The organism is Staphylococcus sp. HMSC062H10 (genome assembly GCF_001836945.1).
Lineage (GTDB): Bacteria > Bacillota > Bacilli > Staphylococcales > Staphylococcaceae > Staphylococcus > Staphylococcus aureus.
Window position 1 is genome coordinate 41716 of the sequence record NZ_KV831003.1, and the last position, 19071, is coordinate 60786.

Consider the following 19071-nt stretch of genomic DNA (forward strand, 5'->3'; position numbering starts at 1 on the left):
CCTCACTTCCTTTCGTTAATTTCACTACGTAATTTTGGATCGATTAAAGCATAAAATATATCAATAATTAAGTTTGCTAAAGATATTACAATTGATATATATACGACCCCACCCATGACTGCTGGGATATCAGGTATTAGTTGTTTTTGGACGATATAACGACCGATACCATTAATGTTAAATACTTGTTCAGTCACTGCTGAACCGCCTAGTAACTCTGCCACTAGAAGACCAACTAGCGTTACAATTGGAATAATGGCATTTTTCAAAATATGTTTAATAACTACTTGTGTCGTCGATAATCCTTTTGCATAAGCAGTTAAAACATAATCGCTGCGCATTACTTCAAGTACAGAAGACCTTGTCATACGCGTGATAGAAGCAGCAATACTTGTTCCAATGACAAGTACAGGTAAAATCAACGATATTGGATGTTCTGGCATATAAGATGGTGGCAAAATATCCAATTTCAATGAGAACGCTAAAATGAATAATAACCCTTGCCAGAAACTTGGAATAGATAAACCAATTAATGCAATTATCATTAACGTGATATCAAGCCAACTATTTCGCTTCATCGCACTGATAATTCCAATTGGTATCGCAATAATTAATGCCACAATTAGCGCTAATACTGCGACAATTATTGTAATTGGAATTCTTTCGCCAACTGCTTTAGTCACAACCTCATTCCCTTTGTAAGTCGTACCTAAGTCAAAAGTAAAAACACCCTTGATGGTATCCCACAATTGAATAAAATAAGGCTCGTTAAGATGATGTAATACATTGAATTGATGTATCTGTGCCTTTGTTGCATTTTGTCCCAGTATGCTATAAGCCGCATCAAGCGGTGAAAAATACAGAATGGTAAACACACTGACAATAACACCAATGATGACAATCACAGCCATGACAATTCGCTCAAAAATATATCTAACTAATGGCTGTAAATAAATAGTCAATAAGATGAACATCGGTAACGCCAATATCACTTTGATTATGATGAACTTATGAAATAATACATTTTCAAAGTATGTTGAAAAATGTGCTTGTTCAATATTCTTTGAATTCGTATTAGAACTTTGTGCCTTGAATATTTTTAATGCTTCTTTATGTATTTGTGTGGATGACTTTTGCTGCGATAAATATTTATATTTTTGATGTAACGCCTGTTCAATTTCTGAAATTTCAGAATTATTAGCGTAAAAATTTTTTCTCTTAGCAGAAAAGAAAAACTTTATCACTGCATATAAAAATATTGGCAAGCTTAATACCGATAATACAAACTTGTAAAATGCCTTGTGATACAACGACTTAAAAGATTCTAAATAAGTAATTATGATAATCACTCCTTGTAAAATAATCTTGAGTAGATTACTATGATATACAAAAGTATAGAATAAATTTACACATTTGTGAATAGGGAGGCACAACATCATGTCAAATTTATTAGAAGTCAACAGTCTGAATGTACAATTCAATTATGATGAAACTACAGTTCAAGCGGTAAAAAACGTCTCTTTCGAATTACGAAAAAAACATATCCTAGGTATTGTTGGTGAATCAGGATCAGGAAAAAGTATTACCGCTAAATCTATTTTAGGGCTACTACCAGATTATCCAGATCACACGTTAACAGGAGAAATTATTTTTAATGGGCAATCGTTAACTAATTTATCAACTTCAGCGTTACAACAAATTCGAGGTAAGGATATTTCAATGATTTTTCAAGATCCACTCTCTTCGTTGAATCCAAGATTAACGATTGGCAAACAAATTACAGAAGTACTATTTCAACATAAACGTGTATCTAAATCTGAAGCAAAGTCGATGACAATAGACATTTTAGAAAAAGTAGGTATAAAACATGCAACTCGACAATTTGATGCTTATCCGCATGAACTTTCTGGTGGTATGCGTCAACGTGTCATGATAGCAATGGCATTGATTTTAAAGCCACAAATTTTAATCGCGGATGAACCAACAACGGCATTAGATGCCAGTACACAAAATCAATTACTGCAGTTAATGAAGTCCCTTTATGAGTACACAGAAACGTCTATTATTTTTATCACTCACGATTTAGGCGCTGTGTATCAATTTTGCGACGATGTGATTGTAATGAAAGATGGCAGTGTCGTTGAAAGTGGCACGGTTGAAAGTATTTTTAAATCGCCACAACATACCTATACGAAACGCTTAATAGATGCGATTCCTGATATTCATCAAACGCGTCCGCCAAGAACGTTAAACAATGATATTTTATTAAAATTTGATCGCGTTAGTGTAGATTATACATCGCCAAATGGTAGCCTATACCGAGCAGTTAATGATATTAACTTGGCTATTAGAAAAGGCGAAACATTAGGCATTGTCGGTGAATCAGGGTCAGGGAAATCGACATTAGCTAAGACGGTCGTCGGTCTAAAGGAAGTGTCAGAAGGCTTTATTTGGTATAACGAATTACCATTAAGTTTATTTAAAGATGATGAATTGAAATCTTTACGACAAGAGATACAAATGATTTTCCAAGATCCATTCGCATCTATTAATCCAAGATTTAAAGTCATTGATGTGATTAAACGACCACTAATCATTCATGGGAAAGTCAAAGATAATGACGACATTATTAAAACTGTCGTATCGTTGTTAGAAAAAGTTGGTCTAGATCAAAGTTTCTTATATCGCTATCCACACGAATTATCTGGTGGGCAACGCCAGCGTGTAAGTATCGCGAGAGCACTTGCTGTAGAACCTAAAGTGATTGTTTGCGACGAAGCAGTGTCAGCTTTAGACGTTTCAATTCAAAAAGATATCATCGAGTTATTAAAACAATTACAGTTAGACTTCGGCATCACTTATTTATTCATCACACATGACATGGGTGTTATCAATGAAATATGTGATCGCGTTGCAGTTATGAAAAATGGCGAAATCGTTGAACTGAATAACACAGAAGATATTATCAAACATCCGCAATCAGACTATGCAAAACAACTTATTTCAGAAGTAGCAGTTATTGCTAAATAAAAGTCATGCGTTGTGCAACTATATCACTGTATGGTCTGGAATAAATTGGGCAACTTCTGATGTGTTATGTTAGATGTCTTTGTCATACTAACTATATTGTGCTAAGTTAGGGCTCGGCACCATATCAAGTGTTAGATGCTTTGCCATGATTTAAGAGTCACACCCATACTTTGGGTATTTTGACGCCAGAATAAATCCCCCGCCACTATATAAAGTGCGGGGGATTATTTGCATCCTTAAGAAAATGATATAGTTTATTTTTATCTTTCTTTGTCATTTTTGCGAAATATAACAAGAACTTAATTTCAGTCGGAGCTGCTAAAAATTCATCTTTGTATTCTTTCATGTTGCCTCTTTTTTTCAACTCAGAAATCATATTGTTATGCAGTTTCGTCATTGGTATTTCTTTAAACACGTCAAATAACACATCATACTCTGTGAAATCATTATAAGTTGGCACATCCATATGATTTTGTGCAATAACTCTTTTTCTTTCTTCTTTTCGTAAAAAGTTGTACATCGCTTTTGTGTTTAAGAGACTATTGTTTTCTTTAGGTTTTTGAACTTCACTCAGTGTATTTCTAGAAGTTAACACTAAAATTCCAACTGTTGTATCTTTGTATCTAGCCATAACTTTATTCAGATGTTTGTCATTTGTAATGACTACGACATAATTAAACACTTCATAATAATCATTAATTTGATTATCTAATCTATCCAACTTATCTAATTCTGTTTTAATCTCATAGACAACACCTTTGCCGTTTAACAATATAAAATCAGCAATACTTTTCCCTATGGGCATCTCAGAAAGTGCAGTAGTTGTATTAACAGAATGTCGTCCTAGAAGGAGTTTATTAAGCATTGTGTTTTTGTAAAAATATTCGTTACGATAAGACTTTTTAAGATAATTATATAAAGATTTCATCTTCTGTATTACATTGATATTTTTAGGTCCCTGTATATAAAAATCATATGCCTCATCAACAACATCACTTTTATTTTTGATTGCAATTTGATGTAATATCTTTTGACTAAAAACACGATTAATCATATTTCTATTATCCATAGCTACGCACCTCCTTCAACATACATTTAATACTTATCCTGTTAATATTATAAACTATTTTAAATGCCTATAGACATTATTTCTATACACATACGATGATAAAATTGTATTGAAACCAAGTGATGATTGCCAAACACATGAGCCTTTTCTAATGAAATAATAATGCCCCCTACACTAATCTAGCGAGGGGGCTGAATCATTACACACCGTATTTTTCAGTTGTTTCTGCCACGAAAGATTCAATGGCTTTTCTTGCTTTACGTTTTTCTCTCAATGGCAAATCACCAATCATTTTTTTAAGGTGATGTGGGTTTACTACACCACTATACTGGTAGTCATTTGAAATTGTTTTTAGGGCTTGTTCATCGATAGATCTCTCTCCAGCAAAGCCTTTGAACTCCGCTTCTTTTTTAATACTTTCGAAATTAACATATTCTTGATCGATATCATCATCCTTATTTAAAGAAGGTACAACATTGTCGATGAATTCTCTAATTAAATCTCGTTTTAACCTCAATGTCGGATCATCTGCATGATCTAAAATACGTCTAATTTGTTCTTGGTTACGACGTTGTTCCGCTTTGTCTTCAAGATCAATTTGTCTCAATATATTCATAATATAATTCACATTAATCGTATCATTACGCATCATTTCTATTTCGAAATCAATATCATTTAAAATGGATACTTTATTTTTCTCAGCCGTCGCTCTTTTTACTTGATCGTACACGGCTAAATATTTACTTTTATAGTCTTCATTCTCTTGTTCATCCATTCCAATTTCATCAATTGTAAACTCAAACTCATCAAATGCTTTTAAACGTAATATTATTTTAGCTAATAAACGATAAGCTTCAACAAAGCGCTTTAGCTCTTCTTCATCTTGAATGTCATCAACCATGTGTGGTGTCGGCACAATCATTTTAAGCTCACGATAAGCGTCCATAAATTCTTTTTTATACTCTTCATAACTACGCATTAAAATTGTATCCGTATCATTTGTTTGTGAGAATACTCTCAGTGCATCGTCTGTCTCTTTTTTCAAGTCACGATAGTTTACAATTTTACCAAATGGCTTTGATTCTTTTTCAACCCTATTTGTACGTGAATACGCTTGAATTAAATCATGATACATTAAATTCTTATCAACATATAAAGTGTTCAGTACTTTACTATCAAAACCAGTTAAGAACATATTAACAACGATTAAGATATCAATTTTACTATCTTTAACGCCCTTTTTAACGTTTTTTGAAATATGATTAAAATACTCATTAGTCGTGTCTGTTGAAAAATTCGTCTCGAACTTTTTATTATAATCACTAATCATTATCTCTAATTTTTCACGTGAATGATATGGCACTTCACCATCACGATCATCTTCATTAGGTTTAAAAGTAAATATACCAGCTACCGTTAATGGTTGTTCCAACTTTTTGTTAAGTCGCTTAAATGTCTCATAATATTTAATAAGCGCGTGAATACTTTGAACTGTAAATATACTTGAATATTGACGATTACGTGTATATTTATCATGATTATTGATGATATGTCGTGTTACTAATTCCACACGTTTATCCGCTAACCATACTTCTTCCGTATCAATTGCTTCAACCATGCTGTTATCTTCTGCTTTTAAAGCTTTATTTTTAAAAGTATTAATATAGTCAACTGAGAAACCAAGTACATTACCATCATGAATGGCATCTCTAATTAAATACGTATGTAAGCATCTACCGAAAATATCTGCAGTTGTTCTACCATCTTGACTACTATTTTCTGGGAAACGTGGCGTACCAGTGAATCCAAAATATTGGGCATTTTTGAAATGTTGTTTAACTAGACGATGCATGTCACCAAATTGACTGCGATGACACTCATCAATAATAAATACAACTTTATTCGTTTTATACTGTTCTAATAAATGGGCATTACCTTGAATCGCTTTAGCCATTTTTTGAATTGTCGTTACAATAAGTGGCAAACTTTTATCATTTAGTTGGCGTACCAGTTGCGAGGTATTAAAAGTTTTGTCGACAGCACCCTTAGCAAATTTATTAAATTCCTCTTCTGTTTGACTATCCAAGTCTTTACGGTCAACCAAAAAGATAACTTTCTTAATGTCATCTTGTTGTGATAAAATCTGACTCGCTTTAAAAGAAGTCAATGTCTTACCACTTCCAGTTGTATGCCATACATATCCATTATTCCCTGTCTCAGTCGCTTGTTGAATTAGTGCTTCTACCGCATACACTTGATACGGGCGCATTGCCATCAGTATTCTATCTGTTTCATTAATAATCATATAGCGCGATATCATCTTAGCTAATTGACAAGGTCTCATAAACGACTCAGCAAACGATTGCAATGTATTGATTCGGTTATTCTGTTTATCACTCCAATAAAACATGTGACTCTTCAATAGTTCGCTATCATTATTAGAAAAGTATCGCGTTTCAACACCATTACTAATGATAAACATTTGTATGTAGCGGAATAAGCCTGTGTAATTTTGTTTACGGTAACGTTTTACTTGGTTAAACGCCTCATTAATATCAATACCTCGACGTTTCAATTCAACTTGGACAAGGGGTAGTCCGTTGATTAATATCGTTACATCATAACGTGCTTTATATGTATCTTCGACAGATACTTGATTCGTCACTTGAAACTTATTTTTACACCAACTTTTCGTATCTAAAAACGACAAATAAATCTCAGACTCATCATCACGTCTAAGTGGTAATTTATCACGTAAAATACGGGCACTCTCGAAAATACTTTTCCCATCAATCATCGTTAACAGACGTTGAAACTCTTTATCTGTTAAGGGATTGCCTTCTAATTTGTCCGCATGACGCTCATTTAAAATCGTTCTGAAATTATCAAGCAATTGCTTATTATCACGTATCGATACCCTTTCGTAACCCAATTGTTCAAGTTGATTCATCATTTCATTTTCTAATGCGTATTCACTTTGGTATGCCATTCATATCCCCTTCCACACACTTTCTATTGCTCTAAATATATCATAAACTTTAATGAAAAATGTTTGTTTTTTATCTTCAAACGTAAATTTATTCTAATTTTATTGTCTTATCTTTTAATATTTGTCTTTGAGGTAAGTCGTATACTAAAATTTGAATATAAATAATCAAATCATTGATAAATTTTTTGCCTACGATTAATGGAGGGACTTGAATGGTGTTAATTGCCTATCAAATTATTTTATTTTTAATTATCAGTCTAAGTTATTATTTAACATTAAATCATTTCATGGCAGTCACTGTAGGTAACTTCACTTCAATATTCGGCATGTTCGCAGCCATACTCTTTATGTACTACTACCTACTCTATAAAAGTCCCGAATACAATCAACGCAAACGATTTAAACATTTCATTCATATCACTAATTTGATAATAATTACTTTTAGCACCTTCGTATTAGTTCATTTAGCATTAAAATTATTCTTCAGCATTTAATTTCTATACTATGAAAAAAGCAAAGCTCAAATCTGAACTTTGCTTTAATTTGTCACGCCTTTATCATTTTCAAAATAGCCTCTATGCCAGTTTTACAAACTTGTATCAACAATTTTTCATCAAGCAACTGAATCACATCAAAAACTTCAATTGTTTACGTTGCAACTAACTTTATATTAGAACACACACAATATCTAATGTTTAAAATCTATCGTCGCAAGATGCTTCCTGTAATTATCAAGTGCCATTTTCGATTGGGTTATACAATCTAGAATCGCATGATAATTTAATGCTACAAATCGATAGTACAATATATCTACTGTGAATAACTGTGCAAATAGTGACGTTGTAGCCGCCATACGCATTTCATTTTCATCAGTTCTGCCATAAATCAATGCATAGTCTGCAATTTGGGCCACTGGATTATTAGCTGTACTAGATATAGTTATGATGGGAATACTGTAATGTGTGGCCACCTGTGCAATTGACTGCAATTCACTATGACTACCTTGATTCGTCACAAAAATCATGCAATCTCTATCATCATGCGTCGCAAATGTTGACACAAGTAAATGCGTTTCATGTAATAATCTGACATTTAAGCCAATACGAGATAACTTTTGAAAAAGATCACCAATAGTCAAACTCGATGCGCCAAATCCAAATAAAAATATTGTCCTGGCATTTTTCAACACATCACAAATTGCATCAATTTGCGCATCCATGATATTAGTAGCTACAAATCGCATCGTATTGGTTGCTCTAGCAATCATTTTATTTTTCAAAGTTTCTACAGATTCATTTTCAATCAATTCTAAATGTGGATTGGTTGCAATATCTTCGGGTAAGTATCGAGATATCGCAATCTTTAGCTCTTGAAAACCTTGATGTGTCATTTTCCGACTAAATCTAACAATTGATGCTGTACTAACATTCGTAACATCTGCTAAATCATTCACAGTCATATCAATGATTTTATGTGGATTCTTTAAAATGTAATCAGCGATTATCTTTTCTGTCTTCGTAAAATCACTCAACTGCTTATCAATGCGATATAAAATATTTGTCATCATTAATCACCCAACAAATCTGTCTGTCGCATCGCCTTTGTTGTTCCAAATAAATATGTACAAACGAATCCACCAGCATACGCAGCAAGTAACCCTGCAATATAACCTAAATACATATTATCTGAGATTAATGGTAATAGTGACACACCACTTGGGCCTATTGCTTTGGCACCAATATGTCCAATTCCACCTATTACAGCGCCACCAATACCACCGCCAATACAAGCAGTTAAGAAAGGTCGACCTAATGGCAAAGTCACACCATAGATTAATGGTTCTCCGATACCTAGGAAACCAACTGGCAATGCACCTTTTAAAGTATTACGTAATGTTGTGTTGCGTTTACATCTTACCCAAAGTGCTAATGCGGCACCTACTTGTCCAGCACCAGCCATCGCTGCTATTGGCAATAAGTAAGTAGCACCAGATTGGTTAATCATTTCTATATGAATTGGCGTAAAAATATGATGAAGCCCTAACATAACTAACGGTAGGAAGCTTGCACCAATGATAAATCCACTAAATACGCCACCAATACTAATAATTCCGTTAACTACTGAAACTAAACTGTCTGAAACAAAACCTGCTAATGGCATAAAGATAAAGATAGTTAATAGTCCTACAATCAACAATGCAATAGTCGGCGTTACAATAATATCAATCGCATTTGGCACAATTTTATGCAATCTCTTTTCGACAATACTTAAAATCCAAACGGCAAAAATAACGCCAATAATTCCACCTTGTCCAGGTTGCAATGGTTCTCCAGTGAAGACATTCATTAAAATATTTTTACCAGCAATACCCGTTAATAACGTTGTACCACCAATCACGCCACCAAGTCCTGGTGTCGCACCAAATTCTTTAGCCGCATTAATACCAGTGAAAATAGCTAAGTATGCTAACATACCGTCTTTAATGACATTAAATACTGTTATAAGTTGCGTAATCCAAGCACCTGAAATGTAGCCTGCCACCATTAAGTTACTCAGTACTGCTGCAATACCACCAATTAATCCAGCTCCAATAAATGCAGGAATCAACGGTATAAAGATATTGGCAATTGATTTCAATACTTTATTCAACTTACCATTCTTTTGTTTTGCTTTATGTGCTTCTTTATTCGCCTTTGCTTTATCAGCTGCATATGATTTATAGTCCATTTTTTCACTATCATTGTGATTGTGTGGTATTCGGTCACCTAGTTTAACACCACTTAATTCCGCCATATGATTAGCCACTTTATTGACTGTACCAGGTCCAACCACAACTTGAATGCGTTCATCGTGTATAACACCCATGACACCATCAATGTGCCTTAGTTCTTGGTCATCTACTTTATTCTCATCTAATACTTTAATACGCACACGTGTCATACAGTTCATGACACTATCTATATTATCCATACCACCTACTGCAGCAATAATTCGTTCTGCAAGTTGTTGTTCTTTGGTCATTTAAATCCCTCCTAAGGTTGTCTATCTCTGATTGCTCGTTTAACAATGTCACCATTGTTTAATAACCGTCTTGTTGCTTCTTCCTTAGAAATGCCACACATACCCATAACTGTCGCAACTTTCACATCATGCTCAGATACCTGATATAACGCCATTGCTTCATCATATGTGATAGCACATATTTCTTGAATAATACGCACTGAACGGTCGATCAGTTTTTGATTGGTTGCTTTAACATCAATCATGAGGTTATCGTAAACTTTTCCGACACCAACCATTGTTATGGTTGAAATCATATTTAAAATTAATTTTTGTGCTGTACCAGACTTTAAACGCGTTGAACCAGTTAATACTTCTGGACCAACTTTAACTTCTACTGGATACTGCGCAATTTCACTTATAACTGCATGTTCATTGCATGAAATAGATACTGTTGTAGCACCGATTGTGTTAGCAAATGTTAAACCGCCTATAACATATGGCGTTTTGCCACTCGCGGCAATTCCTATAACGACATCTTTTGATGTTAAATCTATATTTTTCAAATCTTCTTCCGCTAATTTTTTGTGATCTTCCGCACCTTCTACAGCCATCGTCATAGCATGTTGTCCACCAGCAATAATACCTATAATTTCATGAGGATCAGTATTGAATGTAGGTACACACTCCGCTGCATCTAAGACACCCAATCGTCCACTTGTACCTGCACCGATATAGATCAATCGTCCACCTTTTTTATACTGTGCAATTGTTTTTTTAATTACTTTTGTCAATTGTGGTATTGCCTTTTGAACTGCTAACGGGACTTGCTGATCTTCTTTATTCATCGTAATTAAAGCCTCTTCCACAGTCATTTCATCAAGATGCATCGTCGCTTCATTACGCGCTTCGGTCGTACTATTTTCCATCACTTCTTACACTCCCTAGTTTTTTGAAAATCAAATGTATCATTCGGCTCGATACAGCTTAACAGTGGTAAGTCTTCTTTAATAATTTGTGCAACAACATTCACATTGTCATGTGCACTAAGCGTTTGTCTCACAATTTGCATTTCACCTTGATAACGTCCGTTATTCAAATTATCAACGGTTACTGAACCAATGCGTCGTTGCGTTGTAAACTGTGGTTGTATCGAATGTGGACATATTTGTCTTGATGTTTCCGAACGAATGACATTTTCCGGATTATCCGGACGTACTTTATGACACATATCGAAAAGGTAAGTCACTGTCGTATCAAACACTTCTTCAATACATAACGTGAAATGCCTATGCTTGCAAAAATCTATAAGTTGTTTTGCCTGCCTCATTTCAATCAATGCGTCTCCAACTAACACTTCAGATACACCAGTTTCTTGTAATAATTTAGCTGCAACGACAGGATGACTATGTCTCGTTGCTTCAATTGTTGGCAAGCCTTTATGCAAAGGACCTCGCAAACCACTCCCTACAATAAAACCATATATTTGTGCCTTTGGATTAAATTGATAAATGAGTTCATTTTTCTTATTGACCAAGTCAACAGATAATCCCGTATCTGGTCTTGGATAATAGTTATGACAAAATGAAAGTAATGTAAAATCATTCAATTGTTGATGTAAGCTTGTTAACAATTCCCGGGAAATAATACTTGCATTCAAACAGCACTTTAAACCCTGTGCCATTATCGCTTCGATTGCCTCAATTGATGTACTATGATCGATACGAATCATAAATTGTGCATCATATTGTCGAAGATGCTCATAAAAAGATGGTGTTAATATAGATGGATTAGCATCTATGAGGTAAGTCACTTGTTCATGTTTTAATAAATTGAGTAGTTTTGTGAAATAATGATATTTTGTCTCGTCATCTTCTTCTGGTATTTGTACAGATGTAAAAATCATTTGGTAACCTTGTTTAATCATTCGCTTAATATACGCTTCATCTAAAGGTTGTCCTAAATACACTGAAAAGCCTGTCAAAGTAGCCCTCCTTAACAATATAATTATTAGGAAAATATAGTTGAGTTGTGTAATCGCTTACATTTTACTATAAGAGAAAACACATTACAATATTAATCAGTTAAAGCCTATTCATTGTAATAATCTTACATATTTCTGTCACAAGTTAATTTTTTAAAACGACATATTTTTCTTATCATTTAACGCTCGAAAACAGTTGCTACTGCTGAATTGTTGCAACAACTTTTATACATTTTATTCAGGATTATCTTATATTATATTTTAATAATAATTTGTGAACAATTAAGAGATTTGAAATTGAATTTAATAATTGTATTGAAAACGCATACTTCACCATGCTAAAATAGGAGTCGCAAACAAATAAGATTCAATAAGATGTGATGGTAAGCTAGATAAACTAACGTATCAGTTTTATATACTACTTAGTCAATTGCTTCTTTTACATTAATTACATACACCAACGTGTTACTAAGTAAGATTAGGCATGAGTTAAATTAAGCTGTGATGGTTACCAACACAGTCTATTTGCTCGTGTCTTTTTTATTGAATCTTAAATAATAACTACAACTTTGGAGGTTGGACAAGTGAGGAAGAAACTTTTCGGTCAATTGCAACGTATTGGTAAGGCACTAATGTTACCTGTTGCGATTTTACCAGCAGCGGGTCTGTTATTAGCTATCGGTACAGCTATGCAAGGTGAAGCATTACAACACTACTTGCCGTTTATACAAAATGGTGGCGTACAAACTGTCGCTAAATTAATGACAGGTGCTGGTGGTATCATTTTTGATAACTTGCCTATGATTTTCGCATTAGGTGTCGCAATCGGATTAGCTGGCGGTGATGGTGTAGCAGCTATCGCAGCATTCGTCGGTTACATAATCATGAACAAAACAATGGGTGACTTTTTACAAGTAACACCTAAGAACATTGGTGATCCAGCGAGTGGTTACGCTAGCATTTTAGGTATCCCAACATTACAAACAGGTGTGTTCGGCGGTATTATAATCGGGGCTCTGGCAGCTTGGTGTTATAACAAGTTCTATAACATTAACTTACCATCTTATTTAGGTTTCTTCGCTGGTAAGCGTTTCGTACCTATTATGATGGCTACAACATCATTTATTTTAGCATTCCCAATGGCATTAATTTGGCCAACGATTCAATCAGGATTAAATGCATTCAGTACAGGATTATTAGATTCAAATACTGGTGTTGCCGTATTCTTATTTGGTTTCATCAAGCGTTTATTAATTCCATTCGGTCTACATCACATTTTCCACGCACCGTTCTGGTTCGAGTTTGGTTCATGGAAAAATGCAGCTGGTGAAATTATTCACGGTGACCAACGTATCTTTATCGAACAAATTCGTGAAGGTGCACATTTAACAGCTGGTAAATTCATGCAAGGTGAATTCCCTGTTATGATGTTCGGTTTACCTGCAGCAGCTTTAGCAATTTATCACACAGCTAAACCTGAAAACAAGAAAGTAGTAGCCGGTTTAATGGGTTCTGCTGCTTTAACATCATTCTTAACTGGTATTACAGAACCTTTAGAATTCTCATTCTTATTCGTAGCACCATTATTATTCTTTATTCACGCAGTACTTGATGGTTTATCATTCTTAACATTGTACTTATTAGATCTTCATCTAGGTTATACATTCTCAGGTGGTTTCATCGACTACTTCTTACTCGGTATACTACCTAATAAGACACAATGGTGGTTAGTCATTCCTGTAGGTCTTGTATACGCAGTTATTTACTACTTCGTATTCCGATTCCTAATTGTAAAATTAAAATACAAAACACCAGGTCGTGAAGATAAACAATCACAAGCGGCTACTGCTTCAGCAACTGAATTACCATATGCAGTATTAGAAGCTATGGGTGGCAAAGCAAACATTAAACATTTAGACGCTTGTATCACACGTCTACGTGTTGAAGTTAACGACAAATCTAAAGTTGATGTTCCTGGTTTGAAAGATTTAGGCGCATCTGGTGTATTAGAAGTCGGCAATAATATGCAAGCAATTTTTGGTCCTAAATCTGACCAAATCAAACATGAAATGCAACAGATTATGAATGGTCAAGTAGTAGAAAACCCTACTACGATGGAAGACGATAAAGACGAAACTGTTGTTGTTGCAGAAGATACATCTGCAACAAGCGAATTGAGCCATATCGTTCATGCACCATTAACTGGTGAAGTAACACCATTATCAGAAGTGCCTGATCAAGTGTTCAGCGAAAAAATGATGGGTGACGGTATCGCTATTAAACCTTCACAAGGTGACGTTCGTGCACCATTCAACGGTAAAGTACAAATGATTTTCCCAACAAAACATGCAATTGGTCTTGTATCAGATAGTGGTTTAGAACTATTAATCCACATCGGTTTAGACACTGTTAAATTAAACGGAGAAGGCTTTACTTTACATGTTGAGGAAGGTCAAGAAGTTAAACAAGGTGATTTATTAATCAACTTTGATTTAGACTACATCCGCAATCATGCAAAGAGTGATATTACGCCTATTATCGTTACACAAGGAAACATTACAAACCTTGATTTTAAACAAGGTGAACATGGCAACATTTCATTTGGCGATCAATTATTTGAAGCTAAATAATGCTTACTATAAACAGGTGCGTATACCTTCATAAGGTGACGCGCCTGTTTTTTCATTGCTATTGTGTTTTGCAGCATCATTGATAGTTCGCTCTCCCCTTAAATTTTGAATTTTAAGATCATCAATTAAATCCCCCTTCATACTCATTTCCTAAAAAATATTAATTGCTCACTATTGTTAGCGTTTTCACAACAAAGTCAACTTCCTTGACCTTACACTATATTCGAGGCTATCATTTTAAGTGTAAATATAGAGAAAAGGTGGTTTTTTTATGAAACAACGCATTGGAGCTTACTTAATTGACGCTATTCATCGAGCAGGCGTCGATAAAATTTTTGGTGTTCCTGGTGATTTTAATCTCGCTTTTCTAGACGATATTATCAGTAATCCCAATGTAGATTGGGTAGGAAATACAAATGAATTAAACGCAAGTTACGCAGCGGACGGTTATGCCCGTCTTAATGGACTCGCTGCATTAGTTACTACATTTGGTGTTGGCGAATTAAGTGCCGTCAACGGTATCGCAGGTTCGTATGCTGAACGTATACCTGTCATTGCGATTACAGGTGCGCCGACACGTGCTGTTGAACAAGCCGGTAAATATGTACATCACTCACTTGGTGAAGGTACATTTGACGACTACCGAAAAATGTTTGCGCATATAACCGTTGCACAAGGTTATATCACACCTGAAAATGCAACAACCGAAATACCACGTTTAATTAATACAGCAATCGCCGAAAGACGCCCAGTTCATTTACATTTACCGATCGATGTCGCAATCTCTGAAATTGAGATACCAACACCATTCGAAGTGACGACAGCCAAAGATACTGATGCATCAACATATATAGAGTTATTAGCATCTAAATTGCATCAATCGAAGCAGCCTATCATCATTACTGGACATGAAATTAACAGTTTTCACCTCCATCAAGAATTAGAAGATTTTGTAAATCAAACACAGATACCAGTAGCACAACTTTCATTAGGAAAAGGTGCTTTTAATGAGGAAAATCCATATTATATGGGTATATACGATGGGAAAATTGCCGAAGATAAAATACGCGATTATGTGGACAACAGCGATTTAATTTTAAATATTGGAGCCAAATTAACAGATTCAGCAACAGCAGGATTTTCATACCAATTCAATATCGACGATGTCGTTATGCTAAATCACCACAATATCAAAATTGATGATGTTACAAATGATGAAATATCTCTACCATCATTACTACAACAATTGACCGATATATCATATACGAATAACGCATCGTTCCCTGCTTATCATCGTCCAACATCACCCGATTATACTGTTGGCACAGAACCATTAACACAACAAACTTATTTTAAAATGATGCAAAATTTCTTAAAACCAAATGATGTCATTATTGCTGATCAAGGTACATCATTCTTTGGTGCTTATGATTTAGCATTATACAAAAACAATACTTTTATAGGGCAACCGTTATGGGGTTCTATCGGCTATACATTACCTGCAACATTAGGTTAACAATTAGCAGACAAAGATCGTCGTAACTTATTATTAATTGGTGATGGCTCATTGCAACTAACTGTTCAAGCTATTTCAACTATGATTAGACAGCATATTAAACCGGTATTATTTGTGATTAATAATGACGGCTATACGGTAGAACGACTTATTCACGGCATGTATGAACCTTATAATGAAATTCATATGTGGGATTATAAAGCTTTACCAGCTGTATTTGGTGGTAAAAATGTTGAAATTCATGACGTTGAATCATCAAAAGATTTACAAGAGGTATTTAATGCAATTAATGGTCATCCCGATGTGATGCATTTTGTCGAAGTCAAAATGTCTGTCGAAGACGCACCAAAGAAACTCATCGATATTGCTAAAGCTTTTTCGCAACAAAATAAATAATTTCATCGTATACAGGGTATAAGCTTTAACAGATATATTATTAAATGAAAAGGACTTTGATATAAGATGATTAATTTTGATAAAACCGCTTTAGTGTTAATCGACCTGCAACAAGGTATTCTTAAAATGGATTATGCGCCACATACAGCTGAAAATGTTGTTCAAAATGCTAACAAGTTAATTGAAGCTTTTAGAAAAAACAATGGCTTTATCGCGTTTGTTCGCGTGAATTTCTATGATGGTAAAGATGCATTGCAACCAAATGCAATGATCTCATTACCAGCAAAAGAAGGCGATGACTACAGCCATTTCCATTATTTACTAGACAAAAGAGATGACGATTTTGTCATAGACAAACGACATTTTAGTGCATTTGTAGGAACAGATTTAGACTTACAATTGCGACGTCGAGGAATTGATACGATTGTTCTTGGTGGTGTCGCAACGCATATTGGTGTAGATACGACAGCGCGAGATGCCTATCAATTAAACTACAATCAGTATTTTGTTACAGATATGATGAGCGCTCAAAACGAAACGCTACATCAATTCCCAATAGATTATGTATTCCCATTGATGGGACAAACCATAACCACAAACGACTTGCTAAACATATTGAACTAAACATACACTTCCCCCTTCGATTATATTGAAGGGGGTATCTTTATTTCACAATGTATTAATACGTCGGGTTGTCTAACCTCCACTATATAAACATATTCTATATCTGTTAAACCATTCTTAACCTATTCCCTTACTACATAAAAACAGTATTTATTCCGGAATTTTCAAAAAATTTAGTATTTATTACAAAATTATGTATCACTTTAGGTTTAATTTTTGATATTATCTTAATTAAGTAGATTTTTATAAGTTCTAAAAAGGAGAACAAATACATATATGAAGAAGAAACTAACATTTAAAGAAAACATGTTTATAGGTTCTATGTTATTTGGTTTATTCTTTGGTGCCGGCAATTTAATCTTCCCAATACACTTGGGTCAAGCTGCTGGTTCTAACGTTTTTATCGCTAACTTAGGATTTTTAATTACAGCAATTGGCTTACCGTTTTTAGGTATCATTGCTATTGGCATTTCAAAGACATCTGGTTTATTTGAAATTGCATCACGTGTTAATAAAACATATGCTTACATTTTCACGATTGCCTTATATCTAGTTATTGGGCCATTTTTCGCTTTACCTAGACTGGCAACGACATCATTTGAAATTGCATTTTCGCCATTTTTATCACCAAAGCAAATTACTTTATATTTATTTATTTTTAGCTTTGTCTTCTTTGTGATTGCATGGTTTTTTGCGAGAAAGCCATCAAGAATTTTAGAATATATCGGTAAATTTTTAAATCCGGTATTCTTAGTATTATTAGCAATTATTTTATTATTTGCTTTTATCCATCCATTAGGTGGCATATCTGATGCACCTATTAGTAAACAATATCAATCAAACGCCTTATTTAACGGCTTTTTAGATGGATACAATACCTTAGATGCGCTAGCGTCATTGGCATTTGGTATCATTATTGTTGCAACGATTAAAAAGTTAGGTATCGAAAATCCAACTGATATCGCTAAAGAAACAATTAAGTCTGGTACTATCAGTATCATTATGATGGGGATCATTTATACCCTACTAGCAATCATGGGTACATTAAGTATTGGTCATTTCAAACTTAGTGAAAATGGTGGTATTGCCTTAGCGCAAATTACGCAATACTACTTAGGTAACTACGGTATCGTCTTGTTATCACTCATCGTTATGGTTGCTTGTTTAAAAACAGCTATCGGTTTAATTACGGCATTTTCAGAAACATTTGAACACCTTTTCCCTAAAATGAATTACCTAGCGATTGCAACAGTTGTGAGCTTTATCTCATTCTTATTCGCGAATGTTGGCTTAACTAAGATTATTATGTACTCAGTCCCAGTGTTAATGTTCTTATATCCATTAGCAATTGCCTTGATTGTACTAACATTATTTAGTAGCAAATTCCATCATTCAAAAATTATTTATCAATGTACCATTTTCTTTACAATGATTGCTGCATTAGTAGATGGATTAAAAGCTAGTCCAGAGTTCATTTCAAGCACATCATTCTCACAAACTTTGATTAATTTCAGCCAAAAATATTTACCATTATCAGACATTGGTATGGGCTGGGTTGTTCTCAGTTTGATTGGTTTCATTATCGGCTTCATTATTTATAAAATTAAGCATCGTAAAATTCCACAAGCATAATACTATGGGAGTGGGACAGAAATCCCTAAAAAACAGCAGCAAGATAATTTTCAATTAGAAAATATCTTACTGCTGTTCTCTATTTATACAATACTTCGTATTGAATGGCTTCGCTATGCCCATCTGGCACATTACTGTAAAATTCTATAAATAGAATTTTTGATGATGGGTCCCTTCCTAGGGTGCCGTCTCAGCCACCCC

13 protein-coding genes and 1 pseudogene are annotated in these 19071 nt (G+C 34.3%); 6 read left to right on the plus strand and 8 right to left on the minus strand.

Translation table 11 applies throughout. From position 1 onward, the window contains the following. Positions 1-2: 2 nt before the first annotated feature. On the minus strand, positions 3-1481 hold the full coding sequence (locus tag HMPREF2658_RS13220; RefSeq protein ID WP_001796619.1) for an ABC transporter permease: 1479 nt from the start codon (positions 1479-1481) through the stop codon (positions 3-5). Between HMPREF2658_RS13220 and HMPREF2658_RS13225 the strand changes: the two genes are divergently transcribed. Continuing rightward, positions 1438-3030 (plus strand): ABC transporter ATP-binding protein, encoded by a 1593-nt coding sequence (locus HMPREF2658_RS13225; protein ID WP_000067369.1) that lies wholly within the window; start codon positions 1438-1440, stop codon positions 3028-3030. The genes HMPREF2658_RS13220 and HMPREF2658_RS13225 overlap by 44 nt on opposite strands. Positions 3031-3235: 205 nt before the next feature. On the opposite strand, the gene HMPREF2658_RS13230 is transcribed toward HMPREF2658_RS13225, so the two are convergent. After that, positions 3236-4099 (minus strand): sce7726 family protein, encoded by an 864-nt coding sequence (locus HMPREF2658_RS13230; protein ID WP_000370347.1) that lies wholly within the window; start codon positions 4097-4099, stop codon positions 3236-3238. Between the two features lie 199 nt (positions 4100-4298). Then, entirely contained in the window at positions 4299-7088 is a 2790-nt protein-coding gene (locus HMPREF2658_RS13235; RefSeq protein ID WP_000331327.1) for a type I restriction endonuclease subunit R, read from the minus strand. Positions 7089-7300: 212 nt separating this feature from the next. Here HMPREF2658_RS13235 and HMPREF2658_RS13240 point away from each other — a divergent pair, with 212 nt between their 5' ends. Beyond that, positions 7301-7582 (plus strand): hypothetical protein, encoded by a 282-nt coding sequence (locus HMPREF2658_RS13240; RefSeq protein WP_001621749.1) that lies wholly within the window; start codon positions 7301-7303, stop codon positions 7580-7582. Positions 7583-7776: 194 nt separating this feature from the next. Here the strand turns inward: HMPREF2658_RS13240 and HMPREF2658_RS13245 are convergent, their stop codons facing one another. The 4 genes from HMPREF2658_RS13245 to mupG are packed head-to-tail and all read right to left on the minus strand — an operon-like array spanning position 7777 to position 12072. Further along, positions 7777-8652 carry a pentose phosphate pathway transcriptional regulator RpiRB gene (locus HMPREF2658_RS13245; RefSeq protein ID WP_000181832.1) on the minus strand — a complete coding sequence of 292 codons (876 nt, stop codon included), beginning with the start codon at positions 8650-8652 and terminating at the stop codon, positions 7777-7779. 2 nt (positions 8653-8654) lie between these two features. Then, positions 8655-10109, minus strand: a complete 1455-nt coding sequence (locus HMPREF2658_RS13250; protein WP_000159761.1) for a PTS transporter subunit EIIC — start codon at positions 10107-10109, stop codon at positions 8655-8657. 11 nt (positions 10110-10120) lie between these two features. Further along, the gene (gene murQ, locus HMPREF2658_RS13255; RefSeq protein WP_000432007.1) at positions 10121-11017 is read right to left on the minus strand and encodes an N-acetylmuramic acid 6-phosphate etherase; all 897 of its coding nucleotides are present in this window, start codon (positions 11015-11017) and stop codon (positions 10121-10123) included. Further along, positions 11017-12072, minus strand: coding sequence for a 6-phospho-N-acetylmuramidase (mupG, locus tag HMPREF2658_RS13260; RefSeq protein WP_000145562.1), 1056 nt, complete (start codon positions 12070-12072; stop codon positions 11017-11019). Before mupG ends, murQ begins: the two co-directional genes overlap by 1 nt. A gap of 584 nt (positions 12073-12656) precedes the next feature. On the opposite strand from mupG, the gene ptsG reads away from it, so the two are divergent. Next, a complete protein-coding gene (ptsG, locus tag HMPREF2658_RS13265) occupies positions 12657-14702 on the plus strand; it encodes a glucose-specific PTS transporter subunit IIBC (RefSeq protein ID WP_001227717.1) in 2046 nt (681 codons plus the stop codon). Here the strand turns inward: ptsG and HMPREF2658_RS14475 are convergent. Continuing rightward, positions 14681-14782 (minus strand): hypothetical protein, encoded by a 102-nt coding sequence (locus HMPREF2658_RS14475; protein WP_000979527.1) that lies wholly within the window; start codon positions 14780-14782, stop codon positions 14681-14683. The two genes, ptsG and HMPREF2658_RS14475, sit on opposite strands and share 22 nt — an antisense overlap. 191 nt (positions 14783-14973) lie before the next feature. Here HMPREF2658_RS14475 and HMPREF2658_RS13270 point away from each other — a divergent pair. The 3 genes and pseudogenes from HMPREF2658_RS13270 (at position 14974) to brnQ (ending at position 18870) form a co-directional block, all read left to right on the plus strand. Continuing rightward, positions 14974-16614: pseudogene (locus HMPREF2658_RS13270) on the plus strand (alpha-keto acid decarboxylase family protein). Positions 16615-16680: 66 nt separating this feature from the next. Further along, on the plus strand, positions 16681-17238 hold the full coding sequence (locus HMPREF2658_RS13275; RefSeq protein ID WP_000606760.1) for an isochorismatase family protein: 558 nt from the start codon (positions 16681-16683) through the stop codon (positions 17236-17238). Between the two features lie 276 nt (positions 17239-17514). Continuing rightward, on the plus strand, positions 17515-18870 hold the full coding sequence (gene brnQ / locus HMPREF2658_RS13280) for a branched-chain amino acid transport system II carrier protein BrnQ1 (protein ID WP_000728178.1): 1356 nt from the start codon (positions 17515-17517) through the stop codon (positions 18868-18870). Positions 18871-19071 lie beyond the last annotated feature (201 nt).